This window comes from Hoeflea sp. AS60 (assembly GCF_038900115.1).
Classification (GTDB): Bacteria; Pseudomonadota; Alphaproteobacteria; order Rhizobiales; family Rhizobiaceae; genus Hoeflea.
Window position 1 is genome coordinate 69,692 of sequence record NZ_JBBMQP010000002.1, and the last position, 15,648, is coordinate 85,339.

Consider the following 15,648-nt stretch of genomic DNA (forward strand, 5'->3'; position numbering starts at 1 on the left):
CGCCGGGGCGGCGGGAGAGGTTATACAGGTGGCTGATAGTCGAAGAAGCGGTTTTCAGCGACCCGGAACAGCTTGCCGGTTTCGGTGCATTCGGGCGCGCAGAGCGGGATCAGCTTTGCAGCGACTTCTGAAGGGTGGGGCAGGGTATCGGGATTTTCCCCCGGCACTGCCTGTGCCCGCATCGCCGTACGTGTGGCGCCCGGATCAATCGCGTTGACCCTGAGGGCGGTCTTTTCGGTTTCGGCGGCCCAGACCCGTGTCAGTGTTTCGACGGCTGCCTTGGAGGCTGCATAAGCCCCCCAGAAGGCGCGCGCTGAGTGGGCAACACCGGACGACAGGACCAGAGCCCGGCCGGCGTCAGATTTGATCAGCAACGGCTCAACCGAGCGGATCACGCGCCATGTCGCGGTGACGTTGACGGCCATTACCTTGTCAAACACCTTGGCCTCGAAATGGCCGACCGGCGAAATGGTGCCCAGCACGCCTGCATTGGCGATGAGAATGTCGAGCTTGCCCCAGCGATCGTTGATGGCGCCACCAAGACGGTCGATGGCAGGCATGTCGGTCAGATCCATCGGCACCAGCGTGGCGCTGCCGCCTGCCGCCTGAATGGCGTCGTCGAGTTCTTCAAGGCCGCCGGTGGTACGGGCCACGGCAATCACGTGCGCGCCCTCTTTGGCAAGCGCCAACGCGGTCCAGTAGCCAATGCCCCGGGAAGCGCCGGTGACGAGCGCGATGCGTCCTTGAAGAGAAGTCATGGAGAAAACTATCCGTTGTTTGCCAGCAGCGACAGGCTGCGCACATTGCCCAGATCGCCCTGATCGGTGAGCGTTGTCGGGTACTCGCCGGTAAAGCAGGCATCGCAGAACTGCGGGCACTCGGCATTGCGGCCAGGTTCACGCACCGCGCGGTAGAGGCCATCAATGGAGACGAAGCCCAGGCTGTCGACGCGGATGAAATCCGCCATCGCATCCACCGACATGCGCGAGGCGAGAAGCTGGGATTTCTCGGGGGTGTCAACGCCATAGAAGCATGACGACATGGTCGGCGGCGAGGCAATGCGCATATGCACTTCGCGGGCGCCGGCTTCACGCACCAGCTGGACGATCTTCTGGCTGGTGGTGCCGCGGACGATGGAATCGTCAACCAGCACGACGCGCTTGCCTTCAATCATGTTCTTGTTGGGGTTGAGCTTAAGCTTGACGCCCATGTGCCTGATCGAGGAGGAGGGCGCAATGAACGTGCGTCCGACATAATGATTACGGATGATGCCGAGCTCGAACGGCATGTTGGCCTGCTGGGCAAACCCGATGGCTGCCGGCGTGCCGGAATCTGGAACCGGAATGATGACATCGGCATCGACCGGGCATTCCTTGGCCAGTTCCTCGCCGATCCGCTTGCGCGCCTCATAGACATTCCGGCCCTCGATGGTCGAGTCCGGGCGGGCGAAATAGACATATTCGAAGATGCAGAGCCGCGGCGATTGTTTTTCGAACGGGAAATGGCTCTCGATGCCCTTGCCGGTGATGACCACCACTTCGCCGGGCTGGACTTCGCGAACGAAGCGCGCGCCGATGATATCGAGTGCACAGGTTTCCGATGCCAGGATATAGGCCCCGTCGAGATCGCCGATGCACAGCGGCCTGATGCCGAGCGGATCACGGGCGCCGATCATCTTCTTCTCGGACAGGCCGACCAGTGAGTAGGCGCCCTCGATCTTCGACAGCGCATCGATGAACTTCGGTACGATCCGGGTCTTCTCGCTGACAGCGATCAGATGCAGGATGGTTTCGGTGTCTGATGTCGAAGAGAAGATCGAGCCGCGCTTCTGCAATTCGCGCTGCACGGTGAGCGCATTGGTGATGTTGCCATTGTGGGCAATGGCAAAGCCGCCGCCGGCAAATTCGGCAAAGAAGGGCTGAACGTTGCGAAGGCCTTCGCCACCGGTGGTCGAATAGCGGGTGTGGCCAATGGCGCGGTCGCCGGGCAGGCGGTCCATGACCGAGCGCTTGGTGAAGGTGTCGCCAATCAGGCCGACATGGCGCTCAACGGAAAACTGTGATCCGTCGAACGAGACTATGCCTGCTGCTTCCTGGCCGCGATGCTGGAGCGCGTGCAGTCCGAGTGTCACAACGGCTGCGGCTTCGGGCTTGCCGAAAATTCCGAACACACCACACTCGTCATGGAAGCAGTCGGCTTCGTTGTCGACCGGTTTCAAGCCACTGTCTGTCATCGGCGTCGAACCTTTATGTAGACCTGCCGAGTTGATCCCGACAGGTATGTGTCATCCGCTTGTGGCAGGTGCCGCATCCGCTCCCGGTTCCTCGGAGCCGCCGCCGCGCATGCGATCAATGATCGTGGCATCGACATTGTCGGGCAACATGTTGACCAGCTTCGCGCCCAGCGAATCGAGCATCGGCTTTGATTTTGCGGTCACAACCCATTCAGGCTGCTTCGGCGCCTGTACCAGCCAGTTGAAGAACAGCATGGCCACGACAACCAGTAGCACACCGCGCGCTGCGCCGAAAACAAACCCGAGGGTCCGGTCGAGCGCGCCGATGCGGCTGTCGATGATGAAATCTGCAATGCGCATGGTGATGTAGGAAACCAGGATCAGCGCAATCAGGAAGACCAGCGCCGCGGAACCGATCATGGCGATCTTGTCGGAGGATGTATATTTCAGCGCCAGCGGTGTCAGCATAGGATAGATGAAATAGGCTGCAGCTGCTGCGGCGATCCAGGAAGCGACGGCCAGAACCTCGCGCGAGAACCCACGAACCATGGCAAGCACCGCTGAAAACAGCGTGATACCAAGCAGGATGCCGTCAAGAAGGGTAATAGGCATGAAATCGCGTTCCGTTCAGGCTCTGCCTACCTTTGCCTTTTGAGGCAGCCGGATAGGCTGAATTCAGTTTTCGTCATCGTCACTCCCGGTCAGAAGAGCACCTTTCGACCCGGCGATACGCGCAACCAGATCCGCCAGTGATTCCATCTGGGCCAGACCCGCCCCCGATTTGGATGGCAGGTCGGCGGAACCCGATGGCAATACCGCGTTGGCGAAGCCCAGCTTTTCGGCCTCCTTCAGCCGCAAACCCGTTTGCGCCACCGGCCGGATTGCACCCGACAGGCTGACTTCGCCGAAATAGACGCAATCGGCCGGAAGGGCAAGCCCGGCGAGAGAGGAAACCAGAGCCGCAGCCACAGCCAGATCTGCCGCCGGTTCTGCGATGCGGTAGCCACCGGCGATATTGAGGTAGACATCATGGCTGCCAAGACGCACTCCGCAATGGGCTTCCAGCACCGCGAGGATCATCGACAATCGTGCCGAATCCCAGCCGATCACCGCGCGGCGCGGCGTGCCGAGGCTCGATGGGGCAACCAGCGCCTGGACTTCGACCAGCACCGGCCTGGTGCCTTCAATGCCCGCGAACACCGCCGCACCCGGGGCTTTCGCATTGCGTTCGCCCAAAAAAAGTTCTGATGGATTGGCGACCTCGCGCAATCCCTTGTCGGACATTTCGAACACGCCGATTTCGTCGGTCGCGCCAAAGCGGTTCTTCACCGTGCGCAGGATGCGGTAGTGATGACCGCGGTCGCCTTCGAAATAAAGCACTGCATCGACCATGTGTTCAACCACACGGGGACCGGCGATCTGCCCATCCTTGGTGACGTGACCCACCAGAACCATGGCCGCACCCGTCTGCTTTGCGTAGCGCACCATGGCGTGCACGCCGGTGCGCACCTGCGTAACAGTGCCCGGCGCCGACCCAGCAAGATCGCTCCACAGGGTCTGGATCGAATCAATGATGACGAAATCAGGTCGCTTGCCCTCGGCGAGCGTGGCGAGGATGTCCTCGACATTGGTTTCGGCCGCCAGCAACACACCTGAGTCGGCGGCGCCCAGCCGTTGCGCTCTCAGCCGCACCTGGGCGACAGCCTCTTCACCCGAGACATAAATCACCCTGTTGCCCTGCCTTGCCAGCGCCGCGGCTGCCTGCATCAGAAGCGTGGACTTGCCGATGCCCGGATCGCCGCCGACCAGGACTGCAGACCCGCGCACGAAGCCGCCACCGGTGACGCGGTCGAGTTCGCTGACCAGAGTTGCGATGCGCGGGGCTTCCTCGATCTCGCCCGACAGGCTGGCGAGCGCTACAGGCCGGCCCTTCCGCGCAGCCGCCCCCGGTCCGCCACCGATGCCACCGGTCGGATCGTCCTCGACAATGGTGTTCCATTCGCCGCAGCCATCGCACTTTCCCGCCCAGCGCGTGTGCAGGGTGCCGCAGGATTGACAGACGAATTGAACGCGGGTCTTGGCCAAGGGTCAGTTACCTTTCTGTTTTAGCCGGTTTGTCAGGAAGATGGCGGTTTGTCCACTGTTTGTTCTCGTTTGCGTCGGGATATTCTGAAAAGCAGTGGATTGTTTCGCATGAAAGAACAGATGGCCTGGTTCAGGCACGGTAGCTGCGGGCATGGCGGCTTCCGAGGCTTGTAAGCACTTCGTAGCTGATCGTGCCCGAGGCGGTTGCTGCCTCTTCCAGCGTGATTGTGGGCCCCAGAAGCTCAATCCAGTCGCCAGCCTTGACGGCAGCTTCGGGCAGATCGGTGACATCGAACATGGCCAGGTCCATGGTGATCTTGCCGACCACCGGAACGCGAACGCCATCAACTGCGCCACAAGCGCCCTGCGGCACCGCGGAGCGCAGGGGTACGCCGGAGCCAGATCCGTTGCGGAGAAAGCCGTCGGCGTAGCCTACGCCGCAGACGGCGATTCGGCTGTCGCGGGTAAAGATGTGCGAAGCGCCATAGCTGACCGTCTCGCCCGCCTTGCCTTGCCTTATGACAAGCACCTGCGTTTCGGCGGTGACGACCGGGCGCATGGGCGTGACCGCTCCCGACACGGGTTCTCCGCCATAGAGCGCAATGCCCGGACGGGTGAGATCGTAACGGGCAGGAGAGCCAAAATGGATGCCGGCCGAATTTGCCAGGCTGGCCTCAATGCCGGGAAAATGATCGCGTATGCTCGCGAACATCTCCATCTGACGGGCGTTGAGCGGATGCGCGGGGTCGTCGGCACAGGCGAAGTGGCTCATCACCAGACAGGGAGAGGGCATGCTGGATTCGCTATGCTGGACAGCCTGCTCCGGCGAAAGTCCCATCCTGTTCATGCCGGTGTCTATGTGCAGCGCATAGGCACGGTCGCCGGCGCTGCCGCACCAGAACGCGGCTTGCTGTGGTGAATTGATGATGGGGACCAGATCATGCGCCAGCGTCTGGGCGAACGAGCCTTCGAAGACGCCGTTGAGCACGTAGATGCGGGCGTCCGGCAGCAACGGACGCAAGCGCGCACCCTCGTTGGCATCTGCGACGAAGAAATCTTGGCAGCCCTCGCGTGCCAGTCTGGCGGCTGCGTGATCGGCACCGGTGCCGTAAGCATCTGCCTTGACCGCCGCACCGCAGCGGGCGCTGCCCGACAGATCACGCATGATGCGCCAGTTCTGAGCCAGCGCGCCAAGGTCAATGGTCAGGCGCGTCGTGGCTGCGGAGGCTGAAACAGCTATCGTATCTATGGGTTCTGACCGGGGCATTGGTTTTCCTTATCGACGTTCAAATCGAATGGAAACAGCTGACAAAGGCGAATGCAAGCGGCTGTCCGGTTCTGAGGTCTTCCACTCTGTTGGCGACAGATGGCGTGACTGACCGAGCGGGCCTGCGTTTCTGCCCTAACGCGCATTGGAATAGGCCGTTGCTGCCTTGCGCTCGAGGTGCTTTGAAAATTTGGACAGGGGAAAGCAGATGACGAAGTAGAAAAGTGCCACCAATCCGTAGACCGTGAATGGCTGGAAGGTGGCATTTGTGACGATGGTGCCGGCCTTGGTCAGTTCGACGAAGCCGATAATCGACGTCAGGGCGGTGCCCTTGACCACCTGCACGGAGAACCCCGCGGTCGGCGGAATTGCGACCCTGAATGCCTGTGGCAGAATGATGAACCGCATCTGCTGAACATAGGTCAGCGCCAGGCTCCGGGATCCCTCCCATTGACCCTTCGGGATCGATTCGACACAACCTCTCCAAATCTCGGCGAGAAAGGCTGCCGTCCAGAGCGTCAGCGCCAGGCCCGCGGCCAGCCAGGCCGGAACGTCTATGCCGAACAGCCCGAAGCCGAAGAAGGCCAGGAAAAGCTGCATCAACAACGGCGTTCCCTGGAACAATTCGACGTAATAGCGGGCAAAGAGTTTTGCGAAGCGGTTTTTTGAAATGCGCAGAAACAGGATGACAAGCGCCACGATGCCACCGCCGATGAAGGCGACGAGAGATAAGACGAGTGTCCAGCGGGATGCCAGCAACAGGTTGCGAACGATATCCCAGGTCGAAAAATCGGTCATCAGCGGCTCCCGACCCGAGACGATGGAAAAAGCAGAAAACCCAACCGGTCGAGCCCTTTGCGCACAAGGATGGACAGCAGCAGATAGATCAGCGTTGTGACGAAATAGGCTTCGAAGGCGCGGAATGTGCGTGATTGAATGAAGTTGGCGGCAAAGGTGATGTCTTCGGCTGCAATTTGCGAAACCACAGCGGACCCGAGCATGACGATGACGATCTGCGACGACAAGGCCGGCCAGATCCGCTGCAGCGCCGGCAGCAGAATGATCTTCCAGAAGATCTGCAATGGCCGCAGGGCAAGTGCATGGCCCGCTTCAAACTGGCCTTTCGGGGTGGCCTCGATACCGGCCCGAATGATCTCGCAGCTGTAGGCTCCAAGATTGATGATCATGGCAAGGTTTGCAGCAGGCAGTTCTCCAAGCCTTATGCCGAGGGCTGGAAGGCCGAAGAAGATGAAGAACAATTGCACCATGAAAGGTGTGTTGCGTATCAATTCGACATAGACCGCGACCGGTGGCCGGAGCCAGCTTGGGCCGAGCGTGCGCGCCCAGGCACAGAATATCCCAAGGCCGACGCCGATCACCGCACCGACAAGTGTCAGCTCCAGAGTGATGGCGATCCCCTTCAGAATCACGGGATAATACTGGGCGATCCAGTCAAAATTGAAGGTGTAGTTCACCTGTCAGACGCCTCTGATGGTCGGGGTGGGCGCCGCCGGACGAGGCCGGCGGATTTCGTCCGGTGATCAGAGATCTTCCGGCAGTTTGATGCCAAGCCACTTTTCCGAGATGGCATTGAGCGAACCATCAGCCTTTGCTTCGGCAATGATCGCATTGACCTTTTCCATCAGTGCGGGCTCGTTTTCATTCATGCCGACATAGCAGGGTGAGTTCTTGATCAGGAATTTGGGCTCAGGACGCTTGGGCGGGTTTCTCTCGATGATGGCGGCAGCCACCACATTGCCCGTGGCCACCGCATCAACCTGACCGGACAGGAATGCCGAAATCGTTCCGTTGTTGTCCTCATAGCGCTTGATGGTGGCCTCGGAAGGCGCAACCTTCGTCAGTTCAAGATCCTCGATTGATCCCCTTGTAACACCGACGACCTTGCCCGCGAGGTCAGCTGCGCTCGAGATCGCAACATCGGCCGGGGCGAAAACGCCATTGTAGAATGGGGCATAGGGTGTGGAGAAGTCGATGACCGCATCACGCTCTGCATTCTTGCCGAGACTGGAAATGACCAGATCGACCTTGTTGGTCTGCAGGTAAGGGATGCGGTTAGCGCTCGTGACCGGAACGATTTCGGTTTTCACGCCAAGCTTTTCGGCGATCAGGTTCGCCATGTCGATGTCATAGCCTTGCGGAGCCATGTCGGAACCGACCGAACCGAAGGGCGGGAAGTCCTGCGGGACAGCAACGCGCAAGGTGCCGCTGCTTGCGATTGTGTCGAGCGCGTTGGCGCTGGCGACGTTCGCGCCCGGCAGCGCATAGGATATTGTGACGGCGAGCGCGAGGCCCAGGAAAGTTCTGCGTTGCATGGGAGGCTCCTTGTAAATTACACAAAGAAACCTCAGCAATTCGTATGCCATCTTCAAAACCGCTGCTATTCGAGCGGCTGACGGCTGTCTTACTGCCTTTTGGCGGCATTGTTACTGCTGCGCTGCCTAAATATTAAGCTATACTCAAACAAGTGCGCACTATTCGTCGTGGACAAACTGGTTGTAGGAATTGTCGGCCAGATCGGCAAACCGGGTGAATTCCGCCTGGAAGCCCAGCTGCACTGTGCCGGTAGGACCATGCCTCTGCTTGGCGATGATGACGTCTGCCGTGCCCTTGACCTTGAGCATCTTTTCTTCCCAGGCAAGATATTCCGGCGTCTTGATATCGGCGGCAATTTCGTCCTGGGCCCGGCGTGGTTCGCCGTTCTTGACGTAGTATTCCTCGCGGAACACGAACAGCACGACGTCGGCGTCCTGCTCGATCGAACCTGATTCACGCAAGTCGGAGAGCTGCGGGCGCTTGTCCTCGCGGCTTTCCACCTGACGCGACAGCTGGGAGAGGGCGATGATGGGAACATTGAGTTCCTTGCCGAGCGCCTTCAGGCCGGTGGTGATCTGGGTGATTTCCTGCACGCGGTTGTCGCTCGACTTGCCCGAGCCTGTCATCAGCTGGATGTAGTCGATCACCAGCACATCAAGCCCGCGCTGGCGTTTGAGACGGCGGGCGCGCGCCGACAGCTGCGCGATGGAGATACCACCCGTCTGGTCGATGTAGAGCGGGATCTTCTGCATCATCTGCGAGCAGCCGACGAGTTTCTCGAAATCGGCCTCGGAGATCTCGCCGCGGCGGATCTTGGACGAGGAGATCTCGGTCTGCTCGGAAATGATACGTGTGGCGAGCTGTTCAGACGACATTTCGAGCGAGTAGAAGCCAACGACGCCGCCGTTCTTGGCCTTCATCGAGCCGTCCGCCTGCACTTCGCCCTCATAGGCCTGGGCGATGTTGAAGGCGATGTTGGTGGCGAGAGACGTCTTGCCCATACCCGGACGTCCCGCGAGCACGATCAAGTCGGAGTGCTGCAGGCCGCCCATGCGGGCATCGAGTGACGAGATGCCGGTGGAAATGCCGGACAGTCCGCCGTCTCTCTGATAGGCAGCGCCCGCCATGTCGATGGCCAGCGAAACGGCATCATTGAACGACTGAAAGCCGCCGTCGTAGCGGCCGGTTTCGGCGAGTTCGAACAGGCGGCGCTCGGCGTCCTCGATCTGGGTGCCGGGCGGCATGTCGAGCGGCGCGTCAAAGGCGATGTTGACCATGTCCTCGCCAATCGAGATCAGCGAGCGGCGCAATGCCAGATCATAGATCGCGCGACCGTAATCCTCGGCGTTGATGATGGTGACGGCTTCGGTGGCAAGACGGGCGAGATACTGCGCCACCGTCATTTCGCCGACCTTGGCGTCGGACGGCAGGAAGGTCTTGATGGTTACCGGGTTTGCGGTCTTGCCCATGCGGACGATGTCGCCGCCGACCTCGTAGATCTTGCGGTGCAACGGCTCCTGAAAATGTTCGGGCTTGAGGAAGTCCGACACCCGGTAGAAGGCGTCATTGTTGACCAGGATCGCGCCCAGCAGCGCCTGCTCGGCCTCGATGTTTGACGGGGCCTCACGAAACAGCGGGCTTTTCTCGGCTCGGGCCGGGATCGACTCAATCTTGCGGGCGGCGTCATTCATAATGTCTTCTATCCTCGACAGGGTGCGGGCAAGTGTCTGACATAACCGGGGTGGGTGGCAGAGTCCGCGTGAAACGGACACGATTCGGCCAAGCACCCATTTTGTTCCCATTGTCCCCGTTGTCCACAGGTCGGATGCCGCCTGACATGAACAAAGACACGAAAACTCAAAAAAGTGCTTGGCCGGACTGTCGATGAATCGAATCAGACGCTGGTGTCAGGCAGAGGTGAGATAGCTCTCGCAGTCGACAACCGAGGCATAGGTGCCGTCCAGGGCGCTCATGAATGAGGCGTGCACCTGGGCTGCAGGCACTGCGACGCCGTCAAACTCCGTATCCCGCGCCGCGCAGGCGTCATGAACGACGGTGACCTTGTAGCCCAGATCCGAGGCTGCGCGTGTGGTCGCGTCCACGCACATCTGGCTCATGGCACCGACGATGACCACCTTCGTAATCCCGCGTGAAGACAGGGTGTCCTGCAGACGGGTGTTGAGGAAGCTGTTCGGCTCGTGCTTGAGAATCACCTCTTCGCCCGGCTGCGGCGCGACTTTGGGGTGGATCTCGGCTCCCTTGGTTCCCGGCTGGAAAAACGGCGCTTCATCGGACGGGATTTCATGATGGATGTGAGCGATCATGGCGCCGGTCTTTCGCGCATGCGCCAGAACCCGTGCCGCGTTGTCGCTGGCCTGGTCCATCTTGTCGAGTGTCCAGCGGCCGCCTTCAAAATAGTCATTCTGAATGTCGACGACGATAAGGGCTGTGTCAGTCATCTTGGCTCTCCTTGAATTGGTTACCATTGTTTACAGCTCGCGGCTGGATCGATAAATTGGCGAATATGACAAAGATTATGCGAAATGCGCCACAATGGTAACCCCCGACCGGTCGCTGGCCATTGTTGCCTACGAAGGGGTTCAGGAAGCAGCGGTGCTGGGGCTTGCTGACCTTCTTGACACGGCCAACATCATCAGCAGGCGGCAGAATGGTGTGGTGATTGACGTTCACACGATCAGACCGGGCGCATTGCCGCCGTTGTCTTTGCCCCTTGACGCGATGATCCTTCCACCCAACCGAAGTGGCGCGCGCGGAGCAACCGACCATGAGCTTCATGCCTGGATCCGCGAACGTCACGGGGCAGGGACACTCACCGCGTCGGTCTGTGCCGGACTGTTCTGGCTTGGTCATGCAGGATTGCTGGCGTCACGCCCGGTGACAACCCACTGGGCGCTGGAGGACGAGGTTCGTGCGACATTCCCGGATGCGGATCTGCAGCCCGAACACCTGCTGATTGACGACAATGATATTGTCACGGCGGGAGGCATGATGGCCTGGGTCGATCTTGGGCTGTTCTTTGTCGAACGCTGGCAGGGCATCGATGTGCTGACCAGCACCGGGCGGGATCTGCTGGTCGATCCCGGGAAACGGGAGCAGCGGAACTATCGCAGTTTCCGGCCAAACCTGAACCATGGTGACGAGACCATCCTGGCGCTTCAGCTGTGGATGGAAGGTCAGGTGCGCAATGATCTGAGTGCCGATTCGCTGGCTGAGCGGGCACGGCTGTCGGGAAGGACATTCCTGCGCCGGTTCAAGGCAGCGACCGGCTCAAGCCCGAATGCCTATGTGCAGGCGTTGCGCGTTGAGAAGGCCCGTGGATTGCTCGAAAGAACCCGGGATCCGGTCAGCGCCGTAGGCTGGGCGGTGGGCTATCAGGATATTTCGGCGTTTGGCCGGGTGTTCCGGTCGATCACCGGCCTAACGGCGGTCGAGTACAGAAGCCGGTTCAGCGTTCTCGACGTGCGGGCATAACTCACTGGAATTGGCTTCGAAACAAACGCGTCAGAGATGCGGCCTTCACCTGCGCGAGCGTCAGGGGGGCCTGTTGTCTGCAGCGCCGGGGTCCGGAAAACCTCCCAACGGCAACAGCATCTCGCGTTCAAAAGCGATGTGGCGCCGCATGGCCTCGAAAAAACCTCGCAGCATGTAGCCGATCGCTTCTATGTTGACGTCCGCACTTCCACTGCCGAGCGCATGGAGAGCATCGGTCAGTTCTTCGGCGAAACACTCGTCTTCACAATGCTCGAAGCGCAGACGGTTGAGTGTTGTCTCGATCTTATGATCGACGCCGGGCCGTCCCGCAATCATCGGGAACACCACATCTTCCTCGAACCGATGCACGCCTCTGATCATCGGACCAAGGGCGCGGGCCGCATAGATGCATTTCTGACGGTTGATGCCGTCGGGCAGTGAATCCGCGATTTCTTCCAGCCGATCGCAGAGCAGAAGCTGGTCCTTGTGCGCCTTGCGCAGGGCGGCAATCGGATCCTCGCCATGCGCCAGCTTGATCGTGGCGTTGTCTGTCATGAAGTGTTCACCCCAGTCAAAGAGCGGTCTTGGTGTGCGTTCCGGTATCCGTCTTTATCTGGAAGTTAAGTTCGGGATCGGCGCGCGTCCTTGACTTGGATCAATGCGGACCCATCGCGTCTCTGCGACTTGTGCAACGGTCCGGCAAAAGTCCGCGGCTTGTCTAAAGGGGGCAGGCGCGGCGGGTCTTGCGGCTTCGTTATGATACCCCTGGGGGATGGATACCAACCATGAAATACGCTTTCGAAACAATCGCTGTAGGCATCTTTGCCTTTCTGGCATTGCTCGGCGTGGCTTTCGCCAAGGACGATCTGTTCCAGGCCCATATGTGGGTCCTGTTCTTCGTCCTTCTGGTGAGCACCGTGCTGTTGCTGCGGCGAATCACATTCTCACCTGCAACCGGCCAATCAACCGACGACAAGTCGGGCTATTTTGACGAGGTCATACGTTACGGCACAATTGCTACCGTCTTCTGGGGGGTCGTCGGCTTTCTGGTCGGTGTCTTTGTGGCGCTGCAACTGGCCTATCCCGATCTCAACATTGAGCCCTACTTCAATTTTGGCCGTATGCGGCCGCTGCATACCTCCGCAGTGGTTTTTGCCTTTGGCGGCAACGCGCTGATCATGACCTCGTTCTACGTGGTTCAGCGCACCTGCCGCGCTCGCCTGTTCGGCGGCGATCTCGCATGGTTCGTGTTCTGGGGCTACCAGCTGTTCATCGTTATGGCTGCAACCGGCTATCTTCTGGGCATCACCCAGGGCCGTGAATATGCAGAGCCTGAATGGTATGTCGATCTCTGGCTGACAGCCGTCTGGGTAGCCTACCTGGTCGTCTTCATGGGAACGCTGTTCAAGCGCAAGGAACCCCACATCTATGTGGCCAACTGGTTCTACCTGGCCTTCATCGTCACCATCGCCATGCTCCACATCGTCAACAACCTGGCCATGCCGGTGTCGTTCCTGGGGATCAAGAGCTACTCGCTGTTTGCAGGCGTTCAGGACGCGCTGACACAGTGGTGGTACGGCCACAACGCGGTTGGCTTCTTCCTCACCGCCGGCTTCCTCGGAATGATGTACTACTTCATTCCGAAGCAGGCCAACCGGCCGGTCTATTCCTACCGGTTGTCGATCATCCACTTCTGGGCGCTGATCTTCCTCTACATCTGGGCCGGTCCGCACCATCTGCATTACACGGCTCTGCCCGACTGGGCACAGACGCTGGGCATGGTGTTCTCGATCATGCTGTGGATGCCCTCATGGGGCGGCATGATCAACGGCCTGATGACGCTGTCTGGCGCATGGGATAAGATCCGCACCGATCCGATCATCCGGATGATGGTGATGGCGGTGGCCTTCTACGGCATGTCGACTTTTGAGGGTCCGATGATGTCGATCAAGGCGGTCAACTCGCTTTCCCACTACACCGACTGGACCATTGGTCACGTGCATTCCGGTGCGCTGGGCTGGGTCGGCATGATCTCCTTTGGCGCCATCTACTTCCTGACGCCCAAGCTGTGGGGCCGTCAGCGGCTTTACTCGCTGCGCCTGGTCAACTGGCACTTCTGGCTCGCCACTCTCGGCATCGTCGTCTACGCCGCTGTCATGTGGGTTGCCGGCATCCAGCAGGGCCTGATGTGGCGCGAGTACAATGATCAGGGCTTCCTGGTCTACTCCTTCGCCGAATCTGTGGCAGCCATGAAGCCCTATTACGTCCTGCGCGCCGTCGGCGGCATGATGTATCTCGCGGGCGGCCTCGTCATGGCCTGGAACGTATACATGACCATCCGCGGCCATGAGCGCAACGAGGTCCCGATTCCGGGTTCTCGGCCCGCCATGCAGCCTGCAGAATAGGAGGCAAGACCATGTCATTGCTTGAAAAACACGGAATAATCGAACGCAACGCAACGCTGCTGATGGTCCTTTCCCTGGTGGTGGTCAGCATCGGCGGCATTGTCGAGGTCGCGCCGCTCTTCTATCTTGAAAACACCATCGAGAAAGTCGACGGAATGCGCCCCTACTCGCCGCTGGAACTGGCGGGCCGCAACATCTACATCCGCGAAGGCTGCTATGTCTGCCACAGCCAGATGATCCGCCCCTTCAGGGACGAGGTCGAACGCTATGGTCACTACAGCCTTGCAGCGGAATCGATGTACGATCATCCGTTCCAGTGGGGATCGAAGCGGACGGGGCCAGACCTCGCCCGCGTCGGCAATCGCTACTCGAACGAATGGCATGTCGGACACCTGACCGAGCCCCGCTCGGTGGTGCCTGAATCGGTGATGCCGAGCTACTCGTTCCTGGGCACCACGCCACTCAAGGTGGCCAATGTCACGGCTGATCTGGAGGCAAGTGCGATCGTTGGTGTGCCTTACACCGAAGAGATGATTGCAAACGCGGAAGCCGATCTGGCGGCGCAAGCCGATCCCGAGGCAGATACCTCGGATCTTGAGGCGCGTTACCCCAAGCTCAAGCTGGGTGACTTCGACGGCAATCCGACAGTGGTCACCGAGATGGACGCACTCATCTCCTATTTGCAGATGCTTGGCACGTTGGTCGATTTCTCGACCTACGACGAAGCCGCTGGCTACCGGTAAGGGGAACGCGAGATGGAAACCTACACTGCAATGCGCCACTTTGCCGACAGCTGGGGACTTGTCTTCATGTTTGTCGTGTTTGCTGGCGTGATCCTCTTCACGCTGAGGCCGGGCGGCAAGAAAGCCGCCTCCGATGCAGCGCAAATCCCGTTGAAGGAGGACTGAGACATGTCCGAAAAACACGTTGATGACGTATCCGGCGTCGAGACCACTGGTCATGAGTGGGATGGCATCCGGGAATTGAACAATCCGCTGCCGCGCTGGTGGCTGTGGACCTTCTATCTCTGCATCATCTGGGCCATCGGTTACGCGATCGCCTATCCGGCCATACCGCTGATCAATGGCGCGACCCCGGGTCTGCTCGGCTACTCGAGCCGCGCGGATGTGGTGGCAGACCTGGCGGATGCAAAGGCGGCACAGGGCACTCTGCTCGACAAGATCGCCTCGACACCGATCGAAGAGATCGAGGGCAATCAGGAGCTGCTTCAGTTTGCCATCGCCGGCGGCTCTTCGGCCTTCAAGGTAAACTGCGCGCAATGCCATGGATCAGGGGCTGCCGGATCCATGGGCTATCCCAACCTCAATGACGACGATTGGCTTTGGGGTGGAACGGTGAGCGACATCTACCTGACCATCGCGCACGGCATCCGTTATGATGCGGACCAAGATACCCGCACCTCGATGATGCCGGCCTTTGGCGACATCCTCGAGCCCCAGCAGATCAACGAGGTTGCGGCCTATGTGATCAGCCTGAGCAGCACTCCGTCCGATGAGGCGCTTGTCGAGCCGGGCAAGGTGGTGTTTGCGGAGAACTGTGCTGCCTGTCACGGCGAGAATGCCGAGGGTATTCAGGATTTCGGTGCGCCGCGTCTGTCCGACGGGATCTGGCTGAAGGTGTCAACCGAAGCCGAGATCGCCTCACAGATCCGCAATCCCAAGCACGGCGTCATGCCCGCCTGGTTGCCGCGTCTGGGAGAGCCGACGATCAAGCAGCTTGCCGTCTATGTCCATACGCTGGGTGGCGGTCAGTAAGGTCTGAACTGGTCCTGTAGTTCGGGACCTGATCAATCGCGAAACAAACCCCGCCGG

Annotated in this window: 16 protein-coding genes; 5 read left to right on the forward strand and 11 right to left on the reverse strand. The window is 60.0% G+C overall.

The window, feature by feature from the left end:
- Nucleotides 1-20: 20 nt before the first annotated feature.
- From WNZ14_RS10615 to WNZ14_RS10660, 10 genes are all read right to left on the reverse strand, one after another.
- Nucleotides 21-758, reverse strand: coding sequence for an SDR family NAD(P)-dependent oxidoreductase (locus tag WNZ14_RS10615; RefSeq protein ID WP_342868622.1), 738 nt, complete (start codon nucleotides 756-758; stop codon nucleotides 21-23).
- A gap of 8 nt (nucleotides 759-766) precedes the next feature.
- Entirely contained in the window at nucleotides 767-2,233 is a 1,467-nt protein-coding gene (gene purF / locus WNZ14_RS10620; RefSeq protein WP_342868623.1) for an amidophosphoribosyltransferase, read from the reverse strand.
- 51 nt (nucleotides 2,234-2,284) lie between these two features.
- On the reverse strand, nucleotides 2,285-2,845 hold the full coding sequence (locus WNZ14_RS10625; RefSeq protein ID WP_342868624.1) for a CvpA family protein: 561 nt from the start codon (nucleotides 2,843-2,845) through the stop codon (nucleotides 2,285-2,287).
- 63 nt (nucleotides 2,846-2,908) lie between these two features.
- Nucleotides 2,909-4,318, reverse strand: coding sequence for a DNA repair protein RadA (gene radA, locus WNZ14_RS10630; protein ID WP_342868625.1), 1,410 nt, complete (start codon nucleotides 4,316-4,318; stop codon nucleotides 2,909-2,911).
- A 130-nt stretch (nucleotides 4,319-4,448) separates the two neighbouring features.
- Entirely contained in the window at nucleotides 4,449-5,585 is a 1,137-nt protein-coding gene (alr, locus tag WNZ14_RS10635) for an alanine racemase (protein WP_342868626.1), read from the reverse strand.
- 135 nt (nucleotides 5,586-5,720) lie between these two features.
- Nucleotides 5,721-6,383: an amino acid ABC transporter permease gene (locus WNZ14_RS10640; RefSeq protein ID WP_342868627.1), complete on the reverse strand. Its 663-nt coding sequence runs from the start codon at nucleotides 6,381-6,383 to the stop codon at nucleotides 5,721-5,723.
- Nucleotides 6,383-7,060, reverse strand: coding sequence for an amino acid ABC transporter permease (locus WNZ14_RS10645; RefSeq protein WP_342868628.1), 678 nt, complete (start codon nucleotides 7,058-7,060; stop codon nucleotides 6,383-6,385). Before WNZ14_RS10645 ends, WNZ14_RS10640 begins: the two co-directional genes overlap by 1 nt.
- Nucleotides 7,061-7,126: 66 nt before the next feature.
- Nucleotides 7,127-7,918 carry a transporter substrate-binding domain-containing protein gene (locus WNZ14_RS10650; RefSeq protein ID WP_342868629.1) on the reverse strand — a complete coding sequence of 264 codons (792 nt, stop codon included), beginning with the start codon at nucleotides 7,916-7,918 and terminating at the stop codon, nucleotides 7,127-7,129.
- Nucleotides 7,919-8,077: 159 nt separating this feature from the next.
- Complete coding sequence (locus tag WNZ14_RS10655) at nucleotides 8,078-9,610, reverse strand: replicative DNA helicase (RefSeq protein ID WP_342868630.1); 1,533 nt, start codon at nucleotides 9,608-9,610, stop codon at nucleotides 8,078-8,080.
- Nucleotides 9,611-9,826: 216 nt separating this feature from the next.
- Nucleotides 9,827-10,378 (reverse strand): cysteine hydrolase family protein, encoded by a 552-nt coding sequence (locus WNZ14_RS10660; protein ID WP_342868631.1) that lies wholly within the window; start codon nucleotides 10,376-10,378, stop codon nucleotides 9,827-9,829.
- A 94-nt stretch (nucleotides 10,379-10,472) separates the two neighbouring features.
- Between WNZ14_RS10660 and WNZ14_RS10665 the strand changes: the two genes are divergently transcribed.
- A complete protein-coding gene (locus WNZ14_RS10665; protein ID WP_342868632.1) occupies nucleotides 10,473-11,411 on the forward strand; it encodes a helix-turn-helix domain-containing protein in 939 nt (312 codons plus the stop codon).
- A gap of 60 nt (nucleotides 11,412-11,471) precedes the next feature.
- On the opposite strand, the gene WNZ14_RS10670 is transcribed toward WNZ14_RS10665, so the two are convergent.
- On the reverse strand, nucleotides 11,472-11,966 hold the full coding sequence (locus WNZ14_RS10670; RefSeq protein ID WP_342868633.1) for a hemerythrin domain-containing protein: 495 nt from the start codon (nucleotides 11,964-11,966) through the stop codon (nucleotides 11,472-11,474).
- A gap of 230 nt (nucleotides 11,967-12,196) precedes the next feature.
- Here WNZ14_RS10670 and ccoN point away from each other — a divergent pair, with 230 nt between their 5' ends.
- Genes ccoN through ccoP form a run of 4 tightly spaced genes read left to right on the forward strand, consistent with a single transcriptional unit; the run spans nucleotide 12,197 to nucleotide 15,591 of the window.
- Entirely contained in the window at nucleotides 12,197-13,816 is a 1,620-nt protein-coding gene (gene ccoN / locus WNZ14_RS10675) for a cytochrome-c oxidase, cbb3-type subunit I (protein ID WP_342868634.1), read from the forward strand.
- Between the two features lie 11 nt (nucleotides 13,817-13,827).
- Nucleotides 13,828-14,559, forward strand: a complete 732-nt coding sequence (gene ccoO / locus WNZ14_RS10680) for a cytochrome-c oxidase, cbb3-type subunit II (RefSeq protein WP_342868635.1) — start codon at nucleotides 13,828-13,830, stop codon at nucleotides 14,557-14,559.
- Nucleotides 14,560-14,571: 12 nt separating this feature from the next.
- Nucleotides 14,572-14,724, forward strand: a complete 153-nt coding sequence (locus WNZ14_RS10685) for a cbb3-type cytochrome c oxidase subunit 3 (protein ID WP_342868636.1) — start codon at nucleotides 14,572-14,574, stop codon at nucleotides 14,722-14,724.
- Between the two features lie 3 nt (nucleotides 14,725-14,727).
- Entirely contained in the window at nucleotides 14,728-15,591 is an 864-nt protein-coding gene (ccoP, locus tag WNZ14_RS10690; protein WP_342868637.1) for a cytochrome-c oxidase, cbb3-type subunit III, read from the forward strand.
- Nucleotides 15,592-15,648 lie beyond the last annotated feature (57 nt).

What these genes read in the sequence shown, in the direction of transcription:
- WNZ14_RS10615 (WP_342868622.1), bottom strand. Translation starts at nt 758, where the DNA reads ATGACTTCTCTTCAAGGACGCATCGCGCTCGTCACCGGCGCTTCCCGG.
- purF (WP_342868623.1), bottom strand. Translation starts at nt 2,233, where the DNA reads ATGACAGACAGTGGCTTGAAACCGGTCGACAACGAAGCCGACTGCTTC.
- WNZ14_RS10625 (WP_342868624.1), bottom strand. Translation starts at nt 2,845, where the DNA reads ATGCCTATTACCCTTCTTGACGGCATCCTGCTTGGTATCACGCTGTTT.
- alr (WP_342868626.1), bottom strand. Translation starts at nt 5,585, where the DNA reads ATGCCCCGGTCAGAACCCATAGATACGATAGCTGTTTCAGCCTCCGCA.
- WNZ14_RS10640 (WP_342868627.1), bottom strand. Translation starts at nt 6,383, where the DNA reads ATGACCGATTTTTCGACCTGGGATATCGTTCGCAACCTGTTGCTGGCA.
- WNZ14_RS10650 (WP_342868629.1), bottom strand. Translation starts at nt 7,918, where the DNA reads ATGCAACGCAGAACTTTCCTGGGCCTCGCGCTCGCCGTCACAATATCC.
- WNZ14_RS10655 (WP_342868630.1), bottom strand. Translation starts at nt 9,610, where the DNA reads ATGAATGACGCCGCCCGCAAGATTGAGTCGATCCCGGCCCGAGCCGAG.
- WNZ14_RS10660 (WP_342868631.1), bottom strand. Translation starts at nt 10,378, where the DNA reads ATGACTGACACAGCCCTTATCGTCGTCGACATTCAGAATGACTATTTT.
- WNZ14_RS10665 (WP_342868632.1), top strand. Translation starts at nt 10,473, where the DNA reads ATGGTAACCCCCGACCGGTCGCTGGCCATTGTTGCCTACGAAGGGGTT.
- WNZ14_RS10670 (WP_342868633.1), bottom strand. Translation starts at nt 11,966, where the DNA reads ATGACAGACAACGCCACGATCAAGCTGGCGCATGGCGAGGATCCGATT.
- ccoN (WP_342868634.1), top strand. Translation starts at nt 12,197, where the DNA reads ATGAAATACGCTTTCGAAACAATCGCTGTAGGCATCTTTGCCTTTCTG.
- ccoO (WP_342868635.1), top strand. Translation starts at nt 13,828, where the DNA reads ATGTCATTGCTTGAAAAACACGGAATAATCGAACGCAACGCAACGCTG.
- WNZ14_RS10685 (WP_342868636.1), top strand. Translation starts at nt 14,572, where the DNA reads ATGGAAACCTACACTGCAATGCGCCACTTTGCCGACAGCTGGGGACTT.
- ccoP (WP_342868637.1), top strand. Translation starts at nt 14,728, where the DNA reads ATGTCCGAAAAACACGTTGATGACGTATCCGGCGTCGAGACCACTGGT.